Origin of the sequence: Streptomyces sp. NPDC059718, assembly GCF_042733315.1 — a bacterium.
Lineage (GTDB): Bacteria > Actinomycetota > Actinomycetes > Streptomycetales > Streptomycetaceae > Actinacidiphila.
This window is the reverse complement of sequence record NZ_JBHWGA010000089.1, coordinates 1-19,180: the sequence shown is the minus strand read 5'-3', so window position 1 is coordinate 19,180 and position 19,180 is coordinate 1. Positions and strand designations below refer to the sequence as shown.

Below are 19,180 nucleotides of genomic sequence, written 5' to 3'. Positions count from 1 at the left end.
GCCCCAGCCGGGGCGACCAGGGCGACCGGGGTCAGGGCGGGTGCCGCCCGCGGGTGGGCCCACAGGGGGGACGGGATCGGCGCAGGGACCGGGACCGTTCACCCGCTGCGGGCGGCACGGCGGCGCAGCGCGCGGCGCTCCTCCTCCGACGTACCGCCCCAGATGCCGGGGGACTGCCCGGTACTGAGCGCCCACTCCAGGCAGTCGCCGACCACCGGGCACCTCTCGCAGACCGCTTTGGCGCGGGCTTCCTGCCCCGCACCCGGGCCTGAGGAGCTGACCGGGAAGAACAGTTCCGGATCCTCGTCTGCGCAAGCGGCGCTTCGCCACCAGCCCATCGTTTCGACTCCTTCCGGAGGAAGCGTTCGGGGGTGCCACGGACATTGCCGTGCTGCGTCGCGTACCCGGTGTGGCGCGGCCGATGCCGCCCGATCCGGAGCCGATCCGGAGCCGATCGCGCGGAGGCTCACCGAGGCAGGCGGTCCCAGAACGAGCAGTGGTGGGCGGAGTACGCATCGACGGGGTGGATTCCGCCTGGTCCGGGAGCCAACGACTGCACCGACCGCGCGAGAGGTGACGAAGGGCGCAGGGCGGGCCAGAGCGGGGCGTCGGGGGTGTTCGGGTTGCCGGTGCGCGCGAAGTTCGTCCAGTAGTCGATCATCCGGTCGGACAGGGCGCGCTGGGCGTCGGTCAGCGGTCGCTCGGTGGGGAAGGAGGAGAACAGGAACGGCATCTCGAAGCCGTGCGCCGCACCGTAGGGGAAGTCCGGGTTCGCCGGCAGACCGGCGAGGACAGGAGCGTCCGGATCGCTGAACTCGTAGCCGTAGAGGGGGAGGCCGGGGGCACGGGCGGAGATGGCCCGGCCGGCTGCCAGCGTGGTGCACGTGAGGGATCGATCGGTCAGCACCGCGGCCCAGGCCAGTGCGGGCGTGGGGTGTCGTGCTGCCGGATACCGTGCCTCGATCGCGGGGGCTGCGGGCCCGAAGGCGTCCACCAGACGGGCGCGGTAGTCGTCCTCGGTGCGGATCGGGAACGCGGCGAGCGACAGGCCGACGAACATCCGCATCTCATCGTGGTTGGTGCCCTGGACGACCGGCACGCGGTGGAAGCGTCCGGACGCCAACGCCCGGTCCGGCGCCACGGGCAGCAGTGGATTGCCGAAGGCGGGCCGGTTGAAGGACTGCATCAGCTGCGCGGTGCCCAGGCGATCCGTGCTCTGCCCGCGCAGGCACGCCAGCACCTCCTCTCCGCCGCCCTCTGTGCAGCCCAGTTGCCGGGCGGCTTCCGCACCGGCCGTCTGGACCTCGCGCTGTGAGGCGAACGGCTCGTACGCCGGTGTGCCGGGTCCGAGAGCGCCGCGGGGAAAGGACATGTGGCAGGAACCGCTCTGGAGCACGGCCCGCTGGAAGAGTCCGGCGGCCGCCGGCGAGGTGAGGTGCGCGCAGATGCTGAGGGCGCCCGCGGACTGACCGAACAGTGTGACGTTGCCCGGATCACCGCCGAAGCGCTCGGCGTTCGCCCGCACCCAGCGCAGGGCGGCCTGCTGGTCCGCCAGGCCGAACGGCGGGGCGGAGCCCAACCCGGGGTGGCCGAAGTAACCGAAGATCCCCAGACGGTAGTTGACCGTGACGACGACCGTGTCACCCCGGACCGCCAGTTGTCCGGTGCTGTAGTCACTGCCGGAACCGCCCAGGAACGCACCGCCGTGCATCCACACCAGCACGGGCCGCCTCTGCCCGGCCGGCTTCGACGTCGGCATGGTGACGTTGAGGTAGAGGCAGTCCTCCGACCCGAGGACCGCGTCCGCACCTGGTGCCGGCATCTGCACACAGCGCTGCGCCGCCGTCGTCGCATCCCGGACGCCCTGCCATGCGGCGGCGGGCACCGGGGCGCGCCAGCGCAGCGGTCCGGTCGGCGGCGCAGCGTACGGAATGCCGTCGAAGGTGGTGTGCGAGCCGTGTGACACCCCGCGTACCAGGCCGTGGTCGGTCCGTACGACGGCACCGCTCATCCTGGCGGAGTGCGGGGAGCCGGGTGCTGCGCCGGTCGCCGGCACGGCGGTGCCCGCGAGTAGTGCCACCGCGCAGAGCAAGGGGAAGAGCACCGCACGGAGCCTGTCTCTTCGGTCTGGACGCGGTGCTGTCATGGTCGGGGACATGCGTATCCACCCTTCTTGGTCGGACGGGATCGGACGGGATCGCCGCACGAGGCAGCACGAGGCCGGTCAGGCCCGAACCAGGCCCGAACGAGGCCTGAGCGGTGGGGAAAGCGGTGCGGACCGACGTGGCCGGTGATCAGTACGCTAGGACCTCCCGCGCGCTGGAGGTTCAAGAGCCTGTGACGCAAGACACGTGGAGCATCGGTGAACTCGCAGCCGGAACGGGGGTCCCGGTGAAGACCCTCCGCTACTACTCCGACAGCGGTCTGCTGCCCGTGGCCGCCCGGAGCACCGGTGGTCATCGGCGCTACGGTCCCGAGGCGTGGGAACGGATCCGTCTCATCAGACGCTTACGGGCGCTGGACACTCCGATCGCGACCATCACGCGGGTGGTCACCGGTGAGCGCTCCCTCGGCGAACTGGTGGCGACCGAGCTCGAAGTGGTGCAGGAACGACTGACCGAACTGCGGTGGCGCGAGGCCACACTCAAGTCCCTGGACGAGGCCCCGGGCGAGGAACGGCTCCGGCGGCTGGAGATCCTCTCCCGCGTGCAGCGGCTCCCGCAGGCGCATCGCACCCTCACCGACCACTGGTATCGCGAGCTGTCCGCGGCCATGCCCAAGCGCCGGCTCGACATCATGATCGCCATGCTCTGCCCCGACCCGCCGCAGGACCCCGATCCCGCTACGGTCCTGGCCTACGCCGAGCTTCATCTGCTCATCTCCACACCCAGTTTCACCCGCTGGACCCAGGACCACGACGAGGAGATGAGGGACGGCCCGGCCTTCTACGGGGAGATCGACGATGCCGCCGCTGCGACGGCCGCCGCTTTGGCCCAGGGCCTGCCGCCCGGCGCCGGGGATGCGGTGAACGCCTTCGTGTCCGCCCACGCGCGAGCCCGCCGGGAGTCCGACACCCCCGCCTTCCGCGCATACCTGCACGGGCTGGTGTCGAGGTCGTCCGGCTTCGACCCCCGCCTGGAACGCTATTGGGCCCTGGTCGGCACCGTCACCGGCGGGCGGGTGCTGAACATGACGGTGGCTCACAGATGGCTGACCGAGGGGCTGTCGATCTCGATAGCCGACGGTGCACCTGCGGGGAACCCGGTTCCGCGGACTCCCTAGCGTGCGCACCGAGTGGTTCCGGGCGAGAACGACTGCTGAAGCGCGCGTACGGCGGTTGGCGCGGCGAACGGCTTCCCCGTCCTGCCGCGGCCCGGCCGGCCGTCGCGTTTCCTGCGATGGCGCCATGACGATCTCCAGGCCGGAGCAGCCGCAGATACGCGTCCTGTACGACGGGTCCCGCCAGGACTGGCGGGAGCCGGCTCGTCCGCGCCCGGTCCGGCTCTACCTGTGGGAGCCGGTGCAACCACCGCCCGCGTCCGCCCCGTTGGTCGTCATGTCGCACGGCACCGGAGGTTCGGGCGGCGCCATGGAGTGGCTGGCAGGTCCGCTGCGCGAGGCGGGTTTCCGGGTGCTGGCCCTCGACCACCACGGCAACAACTTCGTCGACGGCTACGAGCCGGAGGGCTTCCTCCACGTGTGGGGGAGCGGCCACGGGACGTCTCCTTCGCCCTCGACGCGCTCGCCCGGGAACAGCCGTTGGGCCCGGTCGGCGCGGCGGGCTTCTCGGTGGGCGCCCACACGGCGGTGGCGCTCGCCGGGGCGCGCCTCGACCCGGACGTCCTGCGGGCCGTGCTGTCGGGTGCCGTACCGGTACCGGACATCCCCGAGTTCCCCGGTGTGCTCGAGGCGCACCGGAAGAAGTACCCGGACGACCCGTCGGCGCGGGGGGCGATCGACGGAGCCGGGGCGGACCTGTCGGACGCGCGGGTGCGGGCGGTCTTCCAAGTGGCCCCGGGCGTCGGGGGATTGGTGACCCCGCAGAGCCTGGCGGCCGTGCGGGTGCCGGTGGGGATCCGCTGGGGCGGTGCCGACACGGTCAACCCGTACGACGTCGACACCAGGCCGTACGCGGAACACGTCCCGACGGCGAGCGTCCGCTGCGCCGGCCCCGAGGTCCGCCATGACGACTTCTTCGCGCCGGAGCCCGCCGACCCGGACGTCCGCTTCCGGGTCGGCAGGGAGGCAGCCGACTTCTTCGTGCGGCACCTGCGCTGACCGTGTCCACGCGGTGTCCACGGTGGTGGCCGGGACCGGGCGAGGCTCTCACCCGCCGCCCGGTTCCGGCTTCCGGGCGGCGCGCCGCCCAGTCTCCCGGACCGCCGGGAACGACGCCTGGAAGGCCAGCCGGCGGTCGGCGTCGGCGGCGATGCCGCCGAGGAGCCCGTCCAGCGCCAGGAACACCTCCCAGCGTTCGGCGCCGGTCGTCGCGGCCAGCCGGTCGACGACCAGGTCCTCAAGCTCCGTGACGCGTTTGCCCTTCCAGACCTTGTCGGCCACGCTCACCAGCAGGTCCTCCATGGTGACGGCCGCGTCCGTCCATGAACCGTGGGTGGCCGCGAAGCGCGCCAGGCGCGGCGGGACGCCCTGCGCCCGCAGCAGGGCACGGCCCGCCGTCTCGTGGGCGCTGCCCGGCCCGGACAACTCGGCGACGTGCAGTGCCTTGCCGATGTCGTGGGTGGCCGCGCCGAAGAGGACGGCCTCCCGGTCGACGACCAGGGCCGGGGCGTACTGCCGGACCCAGTCGACCAGTTCCCATGCCACGTGGTGCACCAGCTGCAGATGGGCCGCGAGCCGCGGCGGAGCCCCCACCTCGCGCAGCAGACGCGCCACCTCCGGCGGCAGCGGCCGCTCCCGTCCCTGGGCGAGGGCCCGGTCGAGGTCCGGCGTCCGCTCCGAACCCCCGACTTCGGCGATGGCCCCGGCGGCGCGGAGCGCGGCGACGGCCGACTCGGCGTCCTCCTTCGGTGCGTTCCGCAGCACGACGACCGGGGTCCCGCGGATGAGGGCCCGGCAGTGCTCCGTGCTCAGACCGGTCAGCCCGCCCAGCACGGCGACGACCTCCGCCGCCCGTGGCCCCGCCTCCCTCAGCACGGCCGTCACCGGCACCTCGTCGCCCTCGGCCCCCATGTGCTGCGTCCCTGTCATGAGCCCCCCGTTGCTCCCGGCCGTCCCGCCGCGGACAGCGTGCCCGAAGCCCCGCCCGAGGGGAACTCCGCGGGCCGTGGGCACGCGCACGGCCCGGGCGCCGCCACTTCCCCGCCGCTTCCTGTGAGAATGCCCGCGACCGCTGCCCCGCCCCCGACCGATGGAGGACGACGACGCATGGGTGGACGCCCACACCCGGAAAGCACCCCCGGCCCCGCGCTTCCGCAGGCACCGCCGATCACCTGTGACGAGCCCGGGTCCTTCGCCCGCGGCGTCTTCCAGGAGCGGCACCCGGTGCTGGTCCGGCGCATCCTGGACGCCGTCCCGTACGGCCCGGAGCGCCGCAGGGCCTTCGCGTCGCTGCTGGAGGAGTCGCGGTCCGGCACGGTCGCCCCGCTGCCGCGGGACGCGCCGGACCTGGCGGCGTGGGAGGAGTGGGGCGAGGGCCGTTTCGGGCGGCCGTGGCCCGAACTGCCGTTCCTGTGGTCGGAGTCGTACTTCTACCGCCGGCTGCTCGACCCCGCCGGATACCTCGCCGCCGGGGCGTGGCACGGCGTGGACCTGTTCGCGCCGTTCAAGGACGCCGAGCTGGACGGTCCCGGCTTCGCCGCCGACCTCGCCGCCCTGGACGGGCTGCCCGAGCTCGCCCCCGCCGAGCGGGAACACGCGCTGCTCGCGGCCGCCGTGTGGGGCAACCAGGCGGACCTCGGCTTCACCATGGTGGCCGACGCGGCCGGCCCCGAGGCGTCCGGCACCCTCGTCGCCGACGAGTCGGAGCGGCTGTGGTCCCTGCTGGACGGCGGCACGGTCGTCGTGGTCACCGACAACAGCGCCCGCGAGGTCCTGGCCGACCTCGCCCTCGTCGACGGCCTTCTCGCGAGCGGACGCGCCGACGAGGTCCACCTGCTGGTCAAACCGCGCCCGTACTACGTCTCCGACGCCACCACCCAGGACGTCCTGTCCTGCCTGCGCCGGATGACCGCCGCCCCCGGCGAGGCCGCCCGCATCGGCGGGCGCCTGCTGGCGGCCCTGCGCGAAGGGCGGCTCACCCTGGCCGCGCACCCTTTCGCCTGTGCGCCGCTCGGCTACCGCGACATGCCGGGCGACCTGCGGGAACGCTTCGCGGCCGCGCGGCTGACGGTGATGAAGGGCGACCTCAACTACCGGCGCCTGGTGGACGACCGGCTCTGGCCCCCGACGGTGCCGTTCGCGGACGTCACCGCCTACTTCCCGGGGCCGGTCGCCACCCTGCGCACGCTGAAGTCCGATACCGTCGCGGGGCTCGCCCCCGAGACCGTGGCCAGGCTGGACGCCGCCGGCACCGCGTGGCGCACCAGCGGCACGCACGCCCTGGTCCAGGTCGCGGTCCCGGGGTGACGGCCCGCGCCGTCAGCGCGCCGCCGGTGCGGTCTGCCCGGAGGAGGCCAGCCCCGGCGGGGCCGCCGCCAGCGCGGAGCGGATCGCGTCGACCAGCGCCAGCGCCGCCTCCTCGGTGAGCTCGACGGCGACCCGGGCCGAAGGCCCCAGGGCCGGGTTGAGGAAGTCGATGTTGACGGTGTGCTCGTACGGCGCGTGCTGCGGGTGGTCGACGTAGACCATGGCCTCGGTCAGCCCGAAGTAGCCCTGGGCGCCCTTGCCGCTGCCGTCGATGCGGATCTTCTCGGTGAGGTACGTGCACATCAGAGGTGCTCCTTGAAGAAGGCCAGGACCTTCGACCAGCCGTCGACCGCCGCCTCGTTGCGGTAGCTCGGCCGGTTCACGGCGAAGAAGGCGTGGCCGGCGTTCTCGTAGGTGTGGAACTCGTACGGCTTGCCCTGCGCCTTGAGCTCCGCCTCCAGTTCGGCGACGTGCTCGGGGGAGGGGTAGCTGTCCTCCGCGCCGAACAGCCCCAGCAGCGGGCCGCGCAGGTCCTTCGCCAGGTGCACGATCGGCTCGACCTGGAGCGGGAAGCCCTCGGGCGGCCGGCCCGCGACGAAGGCCCCGTAGCAGTCGACGCCGGCCTGCACGTCCAGCGAGGCCAGGGCGAGGAACGCCTGGCGGCCACCGGAGCAGTAACCGATCACGCCGACCTTGCCGTTGGAGGACGGCAGGCCCCTCAGGTACTCGGCGGCGCCGGCGGCGTCCCCCAGGAACCGCTCGTCGGGCACGCCGCCTCGGGCGCGCGCCGCCGCGGCCGCGTCGTCCGGCGAAGCGCCGGGCGCCTCACGGCTGTAGAGGTTCGGGCAGACGGCGGCGAAGCCCTCCGCCGCGAACCGCCGGGTGATCTCCTTGGTCGGGTCGTCGTAGCCGGGCATGTGGTGGATCACCACGACGCCGCCGTACGGACCGGGGGCCATGGGGCGGGCGGAGTACGCCTCGATGCGGTCGCCGCCGTGACCGGTGACGGTCACGGTCTCGGCGAGAAGTGCGTCGTACATGTACGTCGGTCCTTCCGGGGGGACGGATGATCAGCACTCTATGCCGCATGCGCTTTCCCCCTGCCGCCGCCCCGCCCTGGACTCCGGCGGGAGCCGCTCCGTAGGGTCGCCGCATGAGGCAACGGCCCGAGGGAGTCGGCGAGGAGGAGCTGGGCGGGGCACTGCGCGCGTGGGGGATCGACGTCGCGTCGTGGACCTACGAGCCCGTCGGCTTCGGCGACCACCACTGGACTGCGGCCGACGCCCGCGGCCGGCGCTGGTTCGTCACCGTCGCCGACCTGACGCACAAGCACCACTGCGGGGCGGACGCCGAGTCGGCCTTTGAGGGACTGAGCCGGGCCATGGACACCGCACTGGCCCTGCGGGAACGCGCGGGCCGGGACTTCGTGGTCGCCCCGCTGCCCGCCGCCGGGGGCGGCACGGTACGCAGGATCGGCGTGCGGTACGGGGTCAGCGTCTTCCCCTACGTGGACGGCGTCGCCGGCGACTTCGGCGACCGTCTCGACGCGTGCGGACGCGGTGCCCTGCTGGACACCCTCGCCGTGCTCCACCGGACACCGCCCCCGGCCCCCATCCCGCGCCCGCGACTCGCGCTCCCCGGGCGCGCCGCCCTGGAAGCCGCGCTCGCCGGCTTGCGCGACCCCTGGCACGGGGGCCCGTACGGCGAGCGGGCGAGGGCCCTGGCGAGCGAGCACGCCGCGGCGCTCCGGCGGCGGCTCGGGGAGTTCGACCGGCGCGCCGCCGCGCTCGAACGCGGCGGAGGGGGACACGTCGTCACCCACGGCGAGCCGCACCCCGGCAACCTGCTGCGGCAGGAAGCGGGGCACGCGCTCGTCGACTGGGACACCGTGGGCCTCGCCCCGCCCGAGCGCGACCTGTGGCTAGTCGTCACCGGACCCGAGGACCTCGACCGCTACCAGGACGCGGCCGGCCGCCGCCCCGACCCGGACGCCCTCGCCCTGTACGGGCTGCGCTGGCGACTGGAGGACGTCGCCTCGTTCCTCGGCGACTTCCGCTCCCCGCACCGCGCCACGCCCGACTCCGACCTGGCCTGGCGGTCCCTGGCCGCCACCGTGCGCGCCCTGGCGTGAACATCCCTCAGCGGTCCAGCCGTTCCTCCAGGCGCACGGTGACGGTGTCCCCCTCGCCCTTGCCGATGGCTTTGCGGACCTCGGCGTTCACGGGCAGCTTGTGGGTCCCGTCGCCCAGGGCCATGAACGAGCTGCGGAACGGATGCCCGTCGATCGTGCCGCGCACCTTGACCAGCCCGCGGGTGCCGAAGAACTCCGCCGACTCGGGCCAGACGACGTAGGTCCAGCCGCCCTTGGCCGGGCTCTTCCGCAACGTGGCCGTGAACTGCTTGTCGATCATCGGTCGCCTCCGGTGGTGTCGCCCTCACCCCTGTTGACGGAGCGGGCCACCGGAACTCATCGCCGCGCCGGCCGCGCGGCTCACCGGTCGGCCGAGCGCAGTGCCTCGAGGACGCGGGTCGCCGTCTCGACGTCCTGCCCGGAGAGGGTGACCGTGACACCGTCGTGCTCGAAGGTCAGCTCGGGGGCCGAGGTGCGGGCCGCGCGCCAGGCGAGCCAGGCCAGGGCGAGGTTGGCCAGCCGGAAGCCGCTGTCGAGGGCGATCCGGATGCCTTCCAGGGTGACGCCGACGCCGACGCCGACACCGCCGATGCGGCCTACCGCGGGCCCGCGCCCCTGGAGGGCGACCTTGGCGTTGCGCCGCACATAGGAGTCGTCCAGCAGCCAGGTGTGGAACGAGCGCAGCTCGTCCTCGGCGTCCCGCGCCTGCGTCGTGACGATGAGGTCCATCGGCACCGTTCCCCCTGGGTGAGCACCGCCGTGCCGTCACTGTGGCACAGCCGCACGCGGTGACGCAGGCATCCGCGCAAAGCGGTACGAGACGTACGGCGGCGGGCGCCCACCCGTCGCTTGCCGTGGCCGGGCGGCGGGCGCAGGCTGGGAACATGGCTGCTCAGGGCGGGCCGACGCTCATCACGTCCGTCCAGCGGGCCTTCCGCCTGCTGGAAGCGGTGGGCGCACACGAGGGCGGCGTGCCGGCGAAACAGCTGGCGCGCGAGACCGGACTGCCGCTCGCCACCGCCTACCACCTGCTGCGGACCCTCACCCACGACGGCTACGTGCGCAAGCTCGACGACGGCGGCTTCGCCCTCGGCGAGAAAATCGAGGCCCTGCACGCCGCGAGCCGCCCGCAGATGCCGCTCAGCCGTATCCGGCCGGCGCTGGCGGCGCTGCGCGACGACCTGTCGGCCGCCGCCTACCTGACCTTCTACGAGGACGGCGAGATCCGGGTGGCGGACATCGTCGACGGCCCCCGGACCCCGCGGGTCGACCTCTGGGTGGGCTTCGAGGAGGCGGGGCACGCCACCGCGCTCGGCAAGTGCGTGCTGCGCGAGCTGGACGAGGAGGCCCGCAACGACTACCTCTCCCGTCACCCGCTGGCCGATCTGACCCCGCGCACGATCACCCACCGCGCGGAGCTGCTGCGGCGCCTGGAGAGCGCTCCCGCCCCACCCGCCGTCATGGACCTGGAGGAGTACGCCCTGGGGACGGTCTGCGTCGCGGTGCCCGTCTACAGCGGCAGCACGCTGGGCTCGCTCGGTGTGTCGCTGCGCGCGGACCGCGTCGCCGCCCTCGAAGAGGTGCGCGCCAAGCTGCTCCCCACGGCGAGCCGGGTGACCCGGGGGCTGTCGCTCACTATCTGAAATTCCCGCCCTTGTGGTTGAGGTACATACACCCATTAACTGGTGGAAACGGACATCGGCGGTGTGACGCCTCGCACAGGCAGGGATTGCGGACGAACATGAGTCAAGCCCCGGACCAGCGGCATGGCGGCCGGCCGACGTGGCACGTCGCCATGGGAGCGCCCTTTGCGATCATCTGCGGGGTGGCCCTCGTCGCCTTCGTCAGCGGCAGCGGTCCCGACTGGCTGCCGCTGCTCGCTGTCGGGCCGGCGCTCGCCGCGGCCATAGGGGGCCCGTGGCGCGTCCTGCGGGTGGGCGTGTTCGCGGTGGCGCTGGCCGCCGTCCTCGGCGCCTACAAGGGCACGCCCGGCGACAAGCTGGCCATCGTGGTGGGCGCGCTGACCGCGGTCACCCTGGCGAGCGGGCTGGGCGCCGCGGTCCGGGGGCGGCGCGAGCGCGTGCTCGCGGCCGTCCGGTCGGTGGCCGAGGCGGCGCAGCACGCGCTGCTGCTGCCCGTGCCGGAGACCGTCGGCCCCTTCCAGGTGGCCGTGCGCTACAGCGCCGCTGCGGCGGAGGCCCGGATCGGCGGCGACCTGTACGCCCTGGTGCCCACCCCGTACGGGGTGCGGCTGATCGTGGGCGACGTCCGCGGCAAGGGGCTGCCGGCGGTGAGCACCGCCGCCCTGGTGCTGGGCGTGTTCCGCGAGGCCGCCTACGACGAGCCCGACCTGCTCGACGTCGTCGACCGCATCGAGCGCAGCCTGGCCCGCAACCTCGGGCCGGACGACTTCGTCACCGCCGTCGTCGTCGGGCACCCCCGCCCGGGCCGCATGGAGGTCGTCAACTGCGGCCACGCCCATCCGCTGCTGCTGCGCGGGGGCGACGTCCTCGCCGTCGAGTCCTCCGGCCACGTCCCGCCGCTGGGGCTGCGCGCCCTCGCCGGGGAGGAGCCGGTGCTCCAGGTGCTGCCCTTCTCCGAGGGCGACCAGCTGCTGCTGTACACCGACGGCGTCATCGAGGCCCGCGACCGCGGCCGCCGCTTCTACCCCCTGGACGAGCGCGTCACGCGCCACCTCACCGACGACCCCGCGCGCACCCTGGCCGCGCTCCACGACGACCTGCTGGACCACGTCGGGGGCAAGCTGCACGACGACGCCGCGCTGCTCCTGCTGCGCAGCACCTCCAGCGCCGCGCCGGTCACCGAGCTGCCCGTCCCCGTCGTGTCCGGCGGTGTGCAAAGGGCCCAGGCCGGCTGAGCGTCGGGTCTCGGGAAGGCGCGCGAGTGACGCACTTCTTCGGCGATTTGCTGCACTTCAGGCGATATGCGATACGTGGAGGAGGGGCTTTTCACCGCTCGCCGAGGAAGTGCCATGACAGGAGCGCACGAGGACGTCGGGCGCGTGGTCACCGGTCGCTACCGGCTTCTGCGCCGGCTCGGCGTCGGCGGCATGGGACGGGTGTGGCTCGCCTACGACCAGGAGCTGGCCTGCGAGGTCGCGGTCAAGGAGATCGTCCTGCCGCCCGGTGTCCCCGAACGCGAGGTGAGCTCCCGCATCGCCCGGGCCCGCGGCGAGGCCCGGCACGCCGCCCGGCTGCGGAACCACCCCCACGTCGTCACCGTCCACGACATCGTGGAGGAGGACGGCCTCCCGTGGATCGTCATGGAGTTCGTCCCAGGCGCCATGGACCTGGAGGCGGTGGTGCGCGAGCGGGGGCCGCTGCCGCCCGCGGAGGTCGCCCGGATCGGGCTGGCCGTGCTCGACGCGCTCCTGGAGGGCCACCGGCTGGGCATCCTGCACCGTGACGTCAAACCGGCCAACATCCTGCTGACCCATCCCGGCTCGCAGCCCTCCTACCCCACCGAGGGCGGCGGCCGGGTGATGCTCACCGACTACGGCATCGCCCTGGAGCCCAGCTCGGGCGAGACCCGCCTCACCGCGACCCTGGAGATCCTCGGCACCCCGCGCTTCATGGCCCCGGAGCGGGCCAACAACCGGCCGCCCACCGCGGCGGGCGACCTGTTCTCGCTCGGTGCCACCCTGTACTACGCGCTGGAGGGCACCGGGCCCTTCGATCGCGAGACCGCCCTCACCACCCTGAGCGCCCTGCTCTTCGAGCCGCCCGCCCCGCCACGCCGGGAGACCCGGCTGACACCGGTCCTCGTGGGACTGCTCGCCAAGGACCCCGCGGACCGGATGGGCGCGGAGGAGGCCGCCCGGCGGCTCTCCGCCGTCGCCGCCCAGCCGTACCACCTCCACCCGGCCCCTGCGGGGGAGCCGGCGGCCCCCGCCAAGACCCCACCGCCCGAGCGGCCCCCCGCACCGAAGCCGCCGCGCCCCCAGTCGGCGGCCGCCCCGACGACCGAACTCCCGCCGTCGGCCGAACTCCCGCCGCCGGCCGGGCCGGAGGAACGCGAAGGGCCCGGCCCGCCCCCGGGGCCGCTGCCGCCGAAGGCCGGCGAGGGCCCACCGCGGTCCGGTCCGCCCCGGCCGCGGCGCCGCCGGGCCGGGCTCGTCGCCGCGGTGGTGCTGGTGGCGCTGGCCTTGGTGGGCGGCGGCATCTACCTGGCGCAATCCCCTTCCCCGGGCCCTGGGCACGCCACGCCGACATCCGTGCAGTCGATCAAGGTCGGCGACTCCCCGCACGGAGTGGCGATGTCCCCGGACGGGGGCCGGGGCTACGTGGCCAACTACAGCTCGGGGTCGGTGTCGATGATCGACACCGAGCTGAACCGCACCGTGGGCGATCCCATCCCCGTGGGCCGCTTCCCGAAGGGGGTCGCGGTCTCACCGGACGGGCGCAAGGTCTACGTGACCAACAACTACGCGGGCTCGGTCTCGGTCATCGACACGACGAGCAACCGCACGGTGGGCGACGCGATTTCCGTGGGCTCCAGCCCGGAGGGGCTGGCGGTGTCGCCGGACGGGAGCCGGGTCTACGTGGCCAACGGGACGTCCGGTTCGGTGTCGGTGATCGACACCGCGCAGAACCGTACGGTCGGCGATCCCATCCCCGTGAGCCGCTTCCCGCGGGGGGTGGCGGTGTCCCCCGACGGGAGCAAGGTCTACGTGACCAGCTTCGGCCGCAACAGGACCTCGGCCTCGGTGTCCGTGATCGACACCGCGCAGAACCGCACGGTGGGTGATCCCGTCCTCGTCGGCCGCCGCCCGGAGGGGGTCGCGGTGTCGCCGGACGGGAGCCGGGTGTACGTGGCCAACGGGGGGTCGGGTTCGGTGTCGGTGATCGACGCCGCGAAGAACCGTACGGTCGGCGATCCCATCCCCGTCGGCTCCAGCCCCGAGGGGATGGCGATGTCCCTGGACGGGCGGCACGTCTACGTGGCCGACGGGGGTTCCGGTTCGGTGTCGGTGATCGACACCGCGCAGAACCGCACGGTGGGCGGCGCGATCGCGGTGGGCTCCAGCCCGGAGGGGGTGGCGGTGTCGCCGGACGAGCGCCGCGTCTACGTGGCCGACGCGACCTCCGGTTCGGTGTCGGTGATCACGTTCTAGCGAACGTGCGGGTGGGCCGGCTCAACTCATGGCGGGGTGCAGCCCGGCGGCTCCCATACGGGGTTGCCGTCGCCGTCGTTGTGGTAGCTCGTGCAGTCCTCGCTGGGCGCCAGGCGTGAGGTCTCCGTCGTGGCTTTCGTCGTCTGAGGCGCCGCCTGGGCGCTCGCCACGCCGACCGTTCCGGCGAGCAGCGCGGCGGCGCACGACGCTCCGACGAGGTGCCGGATTCGGCTGCGTTTCTCCCTGCCTATCGCCATGATTGTTCCCTTTTCGGTAGAAATGTCGCTCACGTATTCACCAGAGTGGGAGTTCGGTCGCGACGGTGTCAACGCCATCGACGGCGAACCGGCCCGATGTTGCAGAATCGGGAAATTCGCCGGGTGGGGCCCTGCCGGGGCCGGGTCCGGTCAGCCGCCGTCGACCCCACCCGGTGCGGGCAGCGGCTGCTCGGCCCAGATGGTCTTGCCGCGGGCGTGGTAGCGCGTGCCCCACAGGGAGGCGAGCTGCGAGACCAGGTAGAGCCCGCGTCCACCCTCGTCCGTCTCCAGGGCGCGCCGGACGTGCGGGGAGGTGCTGCTGCCGTCGCCGACCTCGCAGATCAGCCGGCGGTCGCGGATCAGCCGCAGCCGCACCGGGGGTGAGCCGTAGCGGATCGCGTTCGTGACGAGCTCGCTGACCAGCAGCTCGGTGGTGAACTCCAGTTCCGCGAGGTCCCACTCGGCCAGTTTCCCGGTCACCAGCCCGCGCGCCCGCCCGACCGACTCCGGCGCACCCGCCAGGTCCCAGGTGGCGTGGCGGTCCGGCGGCAGACGGTGCAGCCGTGCCACCAGGAGTGCCACGTCCTCCCCGGGATGCCCGCCCGGCACGAGCCGGCGCAGTGCCTCGTCGGCGATCTCGCCGGGCCCGCTCCCGGGACCGGCCCCGGCCAGCGCCTCGCCGAGCCGGAGTACCGCCCCGTCCCCGGACGCCGGGGCGAGCAGCCCCTCGGTGTAGAGGGCGAGGAGATCACCGTCGGCATGGGCCACCTCCGAACATTCGAAGGGCACGCCGCCGGTGCCAAGCGCGGGCGTCGTCGGCGCCCCGGCCACCGACACCTCGCCGTCCGGGCTCACCCGTGCCGGCATCACGTGCCCGGCGCTCGCCACGGCGGAGCGCATGGTGATCGGGTCGAAGATCGTGTAGAGGCACGTCGGGGCGGAGACCCCTGGGGTGGGCCCGCCCTGTTCCTCATGGAACCGCTTGACCTGGTCGCTCAGGTGCGTGAGCAGCTCCTCCGGGGCCATGTCCAGGTCAGCCAGCGTCCGCACGGCCGTACGCAGCCGGCCCATGGACACCGCCGAGTGCAGCCCGTGCCCGCCCGCCTCGCCGATGACCAGTGCGGTACGCGCGCCGGAGAGCGGGATGACGTCGAACCAGATGCCGCCGGGCCCGGCGTGGCCGCCCCGTGACAGGTGGCGCGAGGCGGCGTCCACGGTCGCCAGCGCCGGCAGCCGCTGCGGCAGGAGGTTCCGCTGCAGCGCCAGCGCCGTGGCCCGTTCGCGGGTGTAGCGGCTCGCGTTGTCGATGCAGACCGCTGCGCGCGCGACGAATTCCTGCGCGAGCATGACGTCGTCCGCCTCGAACGAGTGTGCCCGGGTGAACCGGATGAAGAGCACCACGCCCAGCGCCGCCCCGCGCGCGAACATCGGCACCAGGAGCCAGGACCGGATGGCGAAACCCTGGATCAGCTCCGCCCGGGCGGGATCGGCGGCCTCCAGCTCGACCAGCAGTTCCTCCCCCGTGAGCAGGACGGGCTTGCCGGTGGCCAGGGCCCGTGCGGCCGGGGTGCCGGGCAGGGACGCGAAGCTGTCCACGTCGCCCGGCGCCACCACGGTCCGCGCCGGGCCGCCGGGGACCATCGTCGCCGCGGCGCGGCGCAGGGGCACCGTGTCGGCGACCGGCCCGGGCAGCGGCTCCTCACCACCCAGCACCGAGTCCACCAGGTTGACGTAGGAGAAGTCGGCGAACCGCGGCACGGCCACGTCCGTCAGCTCCTGCGCCGTGTGCAGCACGTCCAGTGTGCTGCCTATCCGCGCGCTGGCCTCGTTGACCAGGTCGAGCCGTTCCCGGGCCCGGGCCTCCGTGGTGAGGTCGAAGACCATGTGCGCCAGGGCCACCACGTCACCGTCGGCGCCGCGCAGGGGCAGGATCGTCTCCGACCAGACCGTGTCCCGGTCCGGGTCGCGGGGGTCGCGGCCGCGCACCTCGCTGCCGATCATCGCCCGGCCCGAGCTGAGCACCAGCCGCTGGCGCGCCTCGAAGGCGTCCGGGTCCAGCAGCCCGGGCGGCGCCACCTCGCGCATGGTGCATCCGACGAAGTCCTCGGGGAAGCCCGTCGCGCGGATCTGGGAGTCGTTGCGGGCCAGGAAGCGCAGGTCCGTGTCGAAGACGTCGATGATGAACGGCGACTCGGTGAACAGGCCGCGCAGCAGCGCGCCGAGCAGGTCGTCCCGCCGCACCGCCTCGGCGTTCTCCGCCTGCAGCAGCCAGCGGTCCGGCGCGAGGGGGTGTCCCCACAGCACCACCCCGACCGGCTCGCCGTCCCGGTGCCGCAGCAGCAGGGGCCCCAGGAAGACCGAGTGCTCCGTGCTCATGATGCCCGCGACGCGGGCGCCGTCGGGACGTGACCACAGCAGCCGGGACACCGGCCCGCGGGCCTCGGCGGCCGTCCAGCCGAGCAGCCGCTCCGCGCCGGGGGTCCAGTTCGTCACGGTGCCCCGTGCGTCGACGACGGCGAAGGCGGCGCCTCTGGACCGGTGGGAACCGTCAGGGGCGTCGGCGAACAGCGTGCCGCGCATGTCCACCCGTCACGCCCACCCGGCCCTGGCACACCCAAGGATTCCCACAGACCAATACTGCCCGCCGTCAAGATCTGAGGCACGCGGTGCGTGCCTCACCGCCGTGACCTGCCGGGACGCGACCGGAACAGGGCTGTCCTCGCTCCCGCGATGAGTTTCCGGCGCCGCACCGGTCCTCACCGGTGACGGCAACCGACCCTCGGGGGAACCCCATGACGCATCATCCCGACCTCCGTCCGGCCGCCCGGGACGTGAGCGCACTGCTGGAGCGGATCGGCGACAAGCACCTCGACGCGCCCACGCCGTGTCCCGACTACACCGTGGCGCACCTCATCGGGCACATCGCCGGGCTCTGTGCGGCCTTCCGCGACGCCGCCCGCAAGGACTTCGGCCCCACCACGGACGGCGACCCCGGCGCGGCGGTCCCCGAGCTCCCGCCCGCCTGGCGCGACCTGCTGCCCGTCCTGCTGACGGAGGTGTCCGATGCCTGGAGGGACCCCGGGGCCTGGGAGGGCGAGACGAGGGCCGGCGGCATCACCCTGCCCGCGGACGCCGCGGGCCGTTTCGCCCTGAACGAGCTGCTGGTCCACGGCTGGGACCTGGCCCGCGCGACGGGGCTCGACCACCGCCCCGACAAGTCCGCCGTGGAGGCCGCGATCGCCCTGCTCACCGGCTTCGGGACGGCCTCCGGCGACCGCTCGGGGCCCTTCGGCCGGCCGGTACCGGTCCCGGACTCCGCGCCGGCGCTGGACCGGCTGATCGGACTCACCGGCCGGGATCCGGACTGGAGCCCGCCGCGCTGAGCGGCCGGCGACCCCAGGCCGAGACCATGGGCGCCGTCGCCAGGTCGAGCGTGCCGGTGGCGACGTTCGCCAGATGGCGGTCGACCTCCTCGTCGGTGGCCAGCCCGGCCGCCACGAGCCCGTCCCTGATGTGCCGCACCGTGGCCGCCTCCAGGACCGCGCACGCCGGTGACGTGATCGGGAAGTACGCGTCGGCCCCGACCTCCTCAAGACCGGCCTGCCGCAGCAGCCGTGGCAGCGTCCGCCCGTAGGCCAGGTCGGCGCCGCGCTCGGCCATCAGCGTGCGGAAGCCGGAGCGCAGGCGGTTGGCGAGCCGCTGCTCGGGTCCGGACTCGTCCGGGCAGAGCAGCGGCTGCAGCCCGGGATCGGCGTCCTCCAGCAGCAGCAGGCCGCCCGGGCGGAGCGCGCCGATCATGCGCCGCAGCGCCTCCGCCCGGTCGGTGACGTGCACCAGCACCAGCCGGGCGTGGACGAGGTCGAACCCGCCCGGCGGCGCGGGGTCGGCGGCGACGTCGTGCCGCAGCACCTCGACCACACCGCCCGCGGCGTCCCGGGTCCATGACACGTCGATGTCGGTGGCGACCACGGCACCGCCGGGGCCGACCCGTGCGGCCAGTCCGAGGGGCACCGAGGCGCCGCCGGCACCCACCTCCCAGCAGCGCATCCCCGCCCCGATGCCGAGCGCGTCGATGTGCCGGAACGTCACGGGGTCGAAAAGCTCGGCGAACGCGCCGAAACGTGTCCCCGCCTCGGCCCGGCGGTTGTCCAGCAGGTAGCCGTGGTCGTGTCCCGGGCCGCCCCCGTGGTCCGTGTCGCGTGTCGTCATGGCGCGATTCTCCGTTACGGAGGCCTTCCTCCGGCTGCCGGGGTTCGCCCGGCGATCAGGGCACTCGTGTGGGTGACACGGAAAAGCCCGGGCGGCGGTGCCCGCCGGGTGGGTGCATCACGCAGGCAGTCGATATTTCAGTCGAGATTGACAGATGTCGCTTACAGCTAACAGTTACGGATATGTCCGCATTCTGTAACGCGAAGCGATTGTTCCGGTTGTGCGCGTCGCCGCTGGGTCAGAGTTGGGTCATCGGCAACCCGCCGAAGCATCCGCACCGCGGGAACGGCCCGAAAGGACCAGGACCGCACCTTTGTTGAGGGGGCATCATGTCTGCTCGTATCACCCGTCGCGTCGTCGCCACCGTCCTCGCCTCCGGAGCGGTCGTGGCCGCCGCCGCCCTGCCGGCCTCCGCTGCGGAGAGCCGCGACCACGGCCGGTCCCGGGTGGTGATCGGTGACGTCAACACCCGCGACGGCCGCGACGGTCACGGCCGCGGCGGCCGCGGCGGTGACGAATGGATCGAAGTGGTGAACACGGGCCGCGGCTCGGTCAACCTGCGCGGCTGGAGCCTGTCGGACCGGGACGGCAACCGCTACCGCTTCAACAACGTGTGGCTCGCCGGGCACTCGAAGGTGCGCGTCCACACCGGCTTCGGCCGCGACGGCCGGCGCGACGTCTTCCAGGACCGCCGCAACTCCGTCTGGGACCGCCGCGACGTCGCGACCCTGCGCAACGACCACCGCCAGGTCGTGGACGTCAAGTCCTGGGGCGGCCGCCGCTGACCGGCACCCGATCCGGGCCGTGCCGCCGCATCCCCGTGGCCGGCACGGCCCACCCCGTCACCCCTTCACGGCGTGCCGC

At 73.8% G+C, this 19,180-nt stretch carries 19 protein-coding genes and 1 pseudogene; 9 read left to right on the top strand and 11 right to left on the bottom strand.

Annotated elements, in window-relative coordinates; translation table 11 throughout:
* Positions 1 to 98 precede the first annotated feature (98 nt).
* Entirely contained in the window at positions 99 to 338 is a 240-nt protein-coding gene (locus ACFV3E_RS45150) for a WhiB family transcriptional regulator (RefSeq protein ID WP_499515665.1), read from the bottom strand.
* 128 nt (positions 339 to 466) lie between these two features.
* On the bottom strand, positions 467 to 2,104 hold the full coding sequence (locus tag ACFV3E_RS45145; RefSeq protein ID WP_500542150.1) for a carboxylesterase/lipase family protein: 1,638 nt from the start codon (positions 2,102 to 2,104) through the stop codon (positions 467 to 469).
* A 233-nt stretch (positions 2,105 to 2,337) separates the two neighbouring features.
* Here ACFV3E_RS45145 and ACFV3E_RS45140 point away from each other — a divergent pair, with 233 nt between their 5' ends.
* Both ACFV3E_RS45140 and ACFV3E_RS45135 read left to right on the top strand, forming a co-directional pair.
* A complete protein-coding gene (locus ACFV3E_RS45140) occupies positions 2,338 to 3,282 on the top strand; it encodes a MerR family transcriptional regulator (RefSeq protein WP_500542148.1) in 945 nt (314 codons plus the stop codon).
* 417 nt (positions 3,283 to 3,699) lie between these two features.
* Positions 3,700 to 4,278, top strand: coding sequence for an alpha/beta hydrolase family protein (locus tag ACFV3E_RS45135; protein WP_500542146.1), 579 nt, complete (start codon positions 3,700 to 3,702; stop codon positions 4,276 to 4,278).
* 48 nt (positions 4,279 to 4,326) lie between these two features.
* Here the strand turns inward: ACFV3E_RS45135 and ACFV3E_RS45130 are convergent, their stop codons facing one another.
* Together ACFV3E_RS45130 and ACFV3E_RS45125 are read right to left on the bottom strand one after the other, a co-directional pair.
* Positions 4,327 to 4,905, bottom strand: a complete 579-nt coding sequence (locus ACFV3E_RS45130; RefSeq protein ID WP_500542152.1) for an HD domain-containing protein — start codon at positions 4,903 to 4,905, stop codon at positions 4,327 to 4,329.
* Positions 4,906 to 4,977: 72 nt separating this feature from the next.
* A pseudogene (locus tag ACFV3E_RS45125) lies at positions 4,978 to 5,190 on the bottom strand (ribosomal protein L7/L12); the annotation flags it as partial.
* A gap of 195 nt (positions 5,191 to 5,385) precedes the next feature.
* Between ACFV3E_RS45125 and ACFV3E_RS45120 the strand changes: the two are divergent.
* Positions 5,386 to 6,585, top strand: coding sequence for a damage-control phosphatase ARMT1 family protein (locus ACFV3E_RS45120; RefSeq protein ID WP_500542144.1), 1,200 nt, complete (start codon positions 5,386 to 5,388; stop codon positions 6,583 to 6,585).
* 12 nt (positions 6,586 to 6,597) lie between these two features.
* On the opposite strand, the gene ACFV3E_RS45115 is transcribed toward ACFV3E_RS45120, so the two are convergent.
* Both ACFV3E_RS45115 and ACFV3E_RS45110 read right to left on the bottom strand, forming a co-directional pair.
* A complete protein-coding gene (locus ACFV3E_RS45115) occupies positions 6,598 to 6,888 on the bottom strand; it encodes a DUF6295 family protein (RefSeq protein WP_500542142.1) in 291 nt (96 codons plus the stop codon).
* Positions 6,888 to 7,625 (bottom strand): dienelactone hydrolase family protein, encoded by a 738-nt coding sequence (locus tag ACFV3E_RS45110; protein WP_500542140.1) that lies wholly within the window; start codon positions 7,623 to 7,625, stop codon positions 6,888 to 6,890. The genes ACFV3E_RS45115 and ACFV3E_RS45110 overlap by 1 nt, the downstream gene beginning before the upstream one ends.
* A 113-nt stretch (positions 7,626 to 7,738) precedes the next feature.
* Here ACFV3E_RS45110 and ACFV3E_RS45105 point away from each other — a divergent pair, with 113 nt between their 5' ends.
* Positions 7,739 to 8,716: a phosphotransferase gene (locus ACFV3E_RS45105; protein WP_500542138.1), complete on the top strand. Its 978-nt coding sequence runs from the start codon at positions 7,739 to 7,741 to the stop codon at positions 8,714 to 8,716.
* A gap of 7 nt (positions 8,717 to 8,723) precedes the next feature.
* On the opposite strand, the gene ACFV3E_RS45100 is transcribed toward ACFV3E_RS45105, so the two are convergent.
* Both ACFV3E_RS45100 and ACFV3E_RS45095 read right to left on the bottom strand, forming a co-directional pair.
* Positions 8,724 to 8,996 carry a DUF1905 domain-containing protein gene (locus ACFV3E_RS45100; protein ID WP_500542136.1) on the bottom strand — a complete coding sequence of 91 codons (273 nt, stop codon included), beginning with the start codon at positions 8,994 to 8,996 and terminating at the stop codon, positions 8,724 to 8,726.
* A gap of 80 nt (positions 8,997 to 9,076) precedes the next feature.
* The gene (locus tag ACFV3E_RS45095; protein WP_500542134.1) at positions 9,077 to 9,445 is read right to left on the bottom strand and encodes an effector-associated constant component EACC1; all 369 of its coding nucleotides are present in this window, start codon (positions 9,443 to 9,445) and stop codon (positions 9,077 to 9,079) included.
* A gap of 155 nt (positions 9,446 to 9,600) precedes the next feature.
* Between ACFV3E_RS45095 and ACFV3E_RS45090 the strand changes: the two genes are divergently transcribed.
* From ACFV3E_RS45090 to ACFV3E_RS45080, 3 genes are all read left to right on the top strand, one after another.
* Complete coding sequence (locus tag ACFV3E_RS45090) at positions 9,601 to 10,359, top strand: IclR family transcriptional regulator (RefSeq protein ID WP_500542132.1); 759 nt, start codon at positions 9,601 to 9,603, stop codon at positions 10,357 to 10,359.
* Between the two features lie 152 nt (positions 10,360 to 10,511).
* Positions 10,512 to 11,594: a PP2C family protein-serine/threonine phosphatase gene (locus ACFV3E_RS45085; RefSeq protein ID WP_500542130.1), complete on the top strand. Its 1,083-nt coding sequence runs from the start codon at positions 10,512 to 10,514 to the stop codon at positions 11,592 to 11,594.
* A gap of 114 nt (positions 11,595 to 11,708) precedes the next feature.
* Positions 11,709 to 13,850, top strand: a complete 2,142-nt coding sequence (locus ACFV3E_RS45080; RefSeq protein ID WP_500542128.1) for a protein kinase domain-containing protein — start codon at positions 11,709 to 11,711, stop codon at positions 13,848 to 13,850.
* A 26-nt stretch (positions 13,851 to 13,876) separates the two neighbouring features.
* Here the strand turns inward: ACFV3E_RS45080 and ACFV3E_RS45075 are convergent, their stop codons facing one another.
* Both ACFV3E_RS45075 and ACFV3E_RS45070 read right to left on the bottom strand, forming a co-directional pair.
* Positions 13,877 to 14,107: a hypothetical protein gene (locus ACFV3E_RS45075; RefSeq protein ID WP_500542126.1), complete on the bottom strand. Its 231-nt coding sequence runs from the start codon at positions 14,105 to 14,107 to the stop codon at positions 13,877 to 13,879.
* Between the two features lie 150 nt (positions 14,108 to 14,257).
* The gene (locus tag ACFV3E_RS45070; protein ID WP_500542124.1) at positions 14,258 to 16,687 is read right to left on the bottom strand and encodes a SpoIIE family protein phosphatase; all 2,430 of its coding nucleotides are present in this window, start codon (positions 16,685 to 16,687) and stop codon (positions 14,258 to 14,260) included.
* A 212-nt stretch (positions 16,688 to 16,899) separates the two neighbouring features.
* Here ACFV3E_RS45070 and ACFV3E_RS45065 point away from each other — a divergent pair, with 212 nt between their 5' ends.
* Positions 16,900 to 17,490 (top strand): TIGR03086 family metal-binding protein, encoded by a 591-nt coding sequence (locus tag ACFV3E_RS45065; RefSeq protein ID WP_500542122.1) that lies wholly within the window; start codon positions 16,900 to 16,902, stop codon positions 17,488 to 17,490.
* Here ACFV3E_RS45065 and ACFV3E_RS45060 read toward each other — a convergent pair.
* Positions 17,453 to 18,316, bottom strand: coding sequence for a class I SAM-dependent methyltransferase (locus tag ACFV3E_RS45060; protein ID WP_500542121.1), 864 nt, complete (start codon positions 18,314 to 18,316; stop codon positions 17,453 to 17,455). The two genes, ACFV3E_RS45065 and ACFV3E_RS45060, sit on opposite strands and share 38 nt — an antisense overlap.
* 329 nt (positions 18,317 to 18,645) lie before the next feature.
* Between ACFV3E_RS45060 and ACFV3E_RS45055 the strand changes: the two genes are divergently transcribed.
* Positions 18,646 to 19,101 (top strand): lamin tail domain-containing protein, encoded by a 456-nt coding sequence (locus tag ACFV3E_RS45055; protein ID WP_500542120.1) that lies wholly within the window; start codon positions 18,646 to 18,648, stop codon positions 19,099 to 19,101.
* Positions 19,102 to 19,180: the final 79 nt, after the last annotated feature.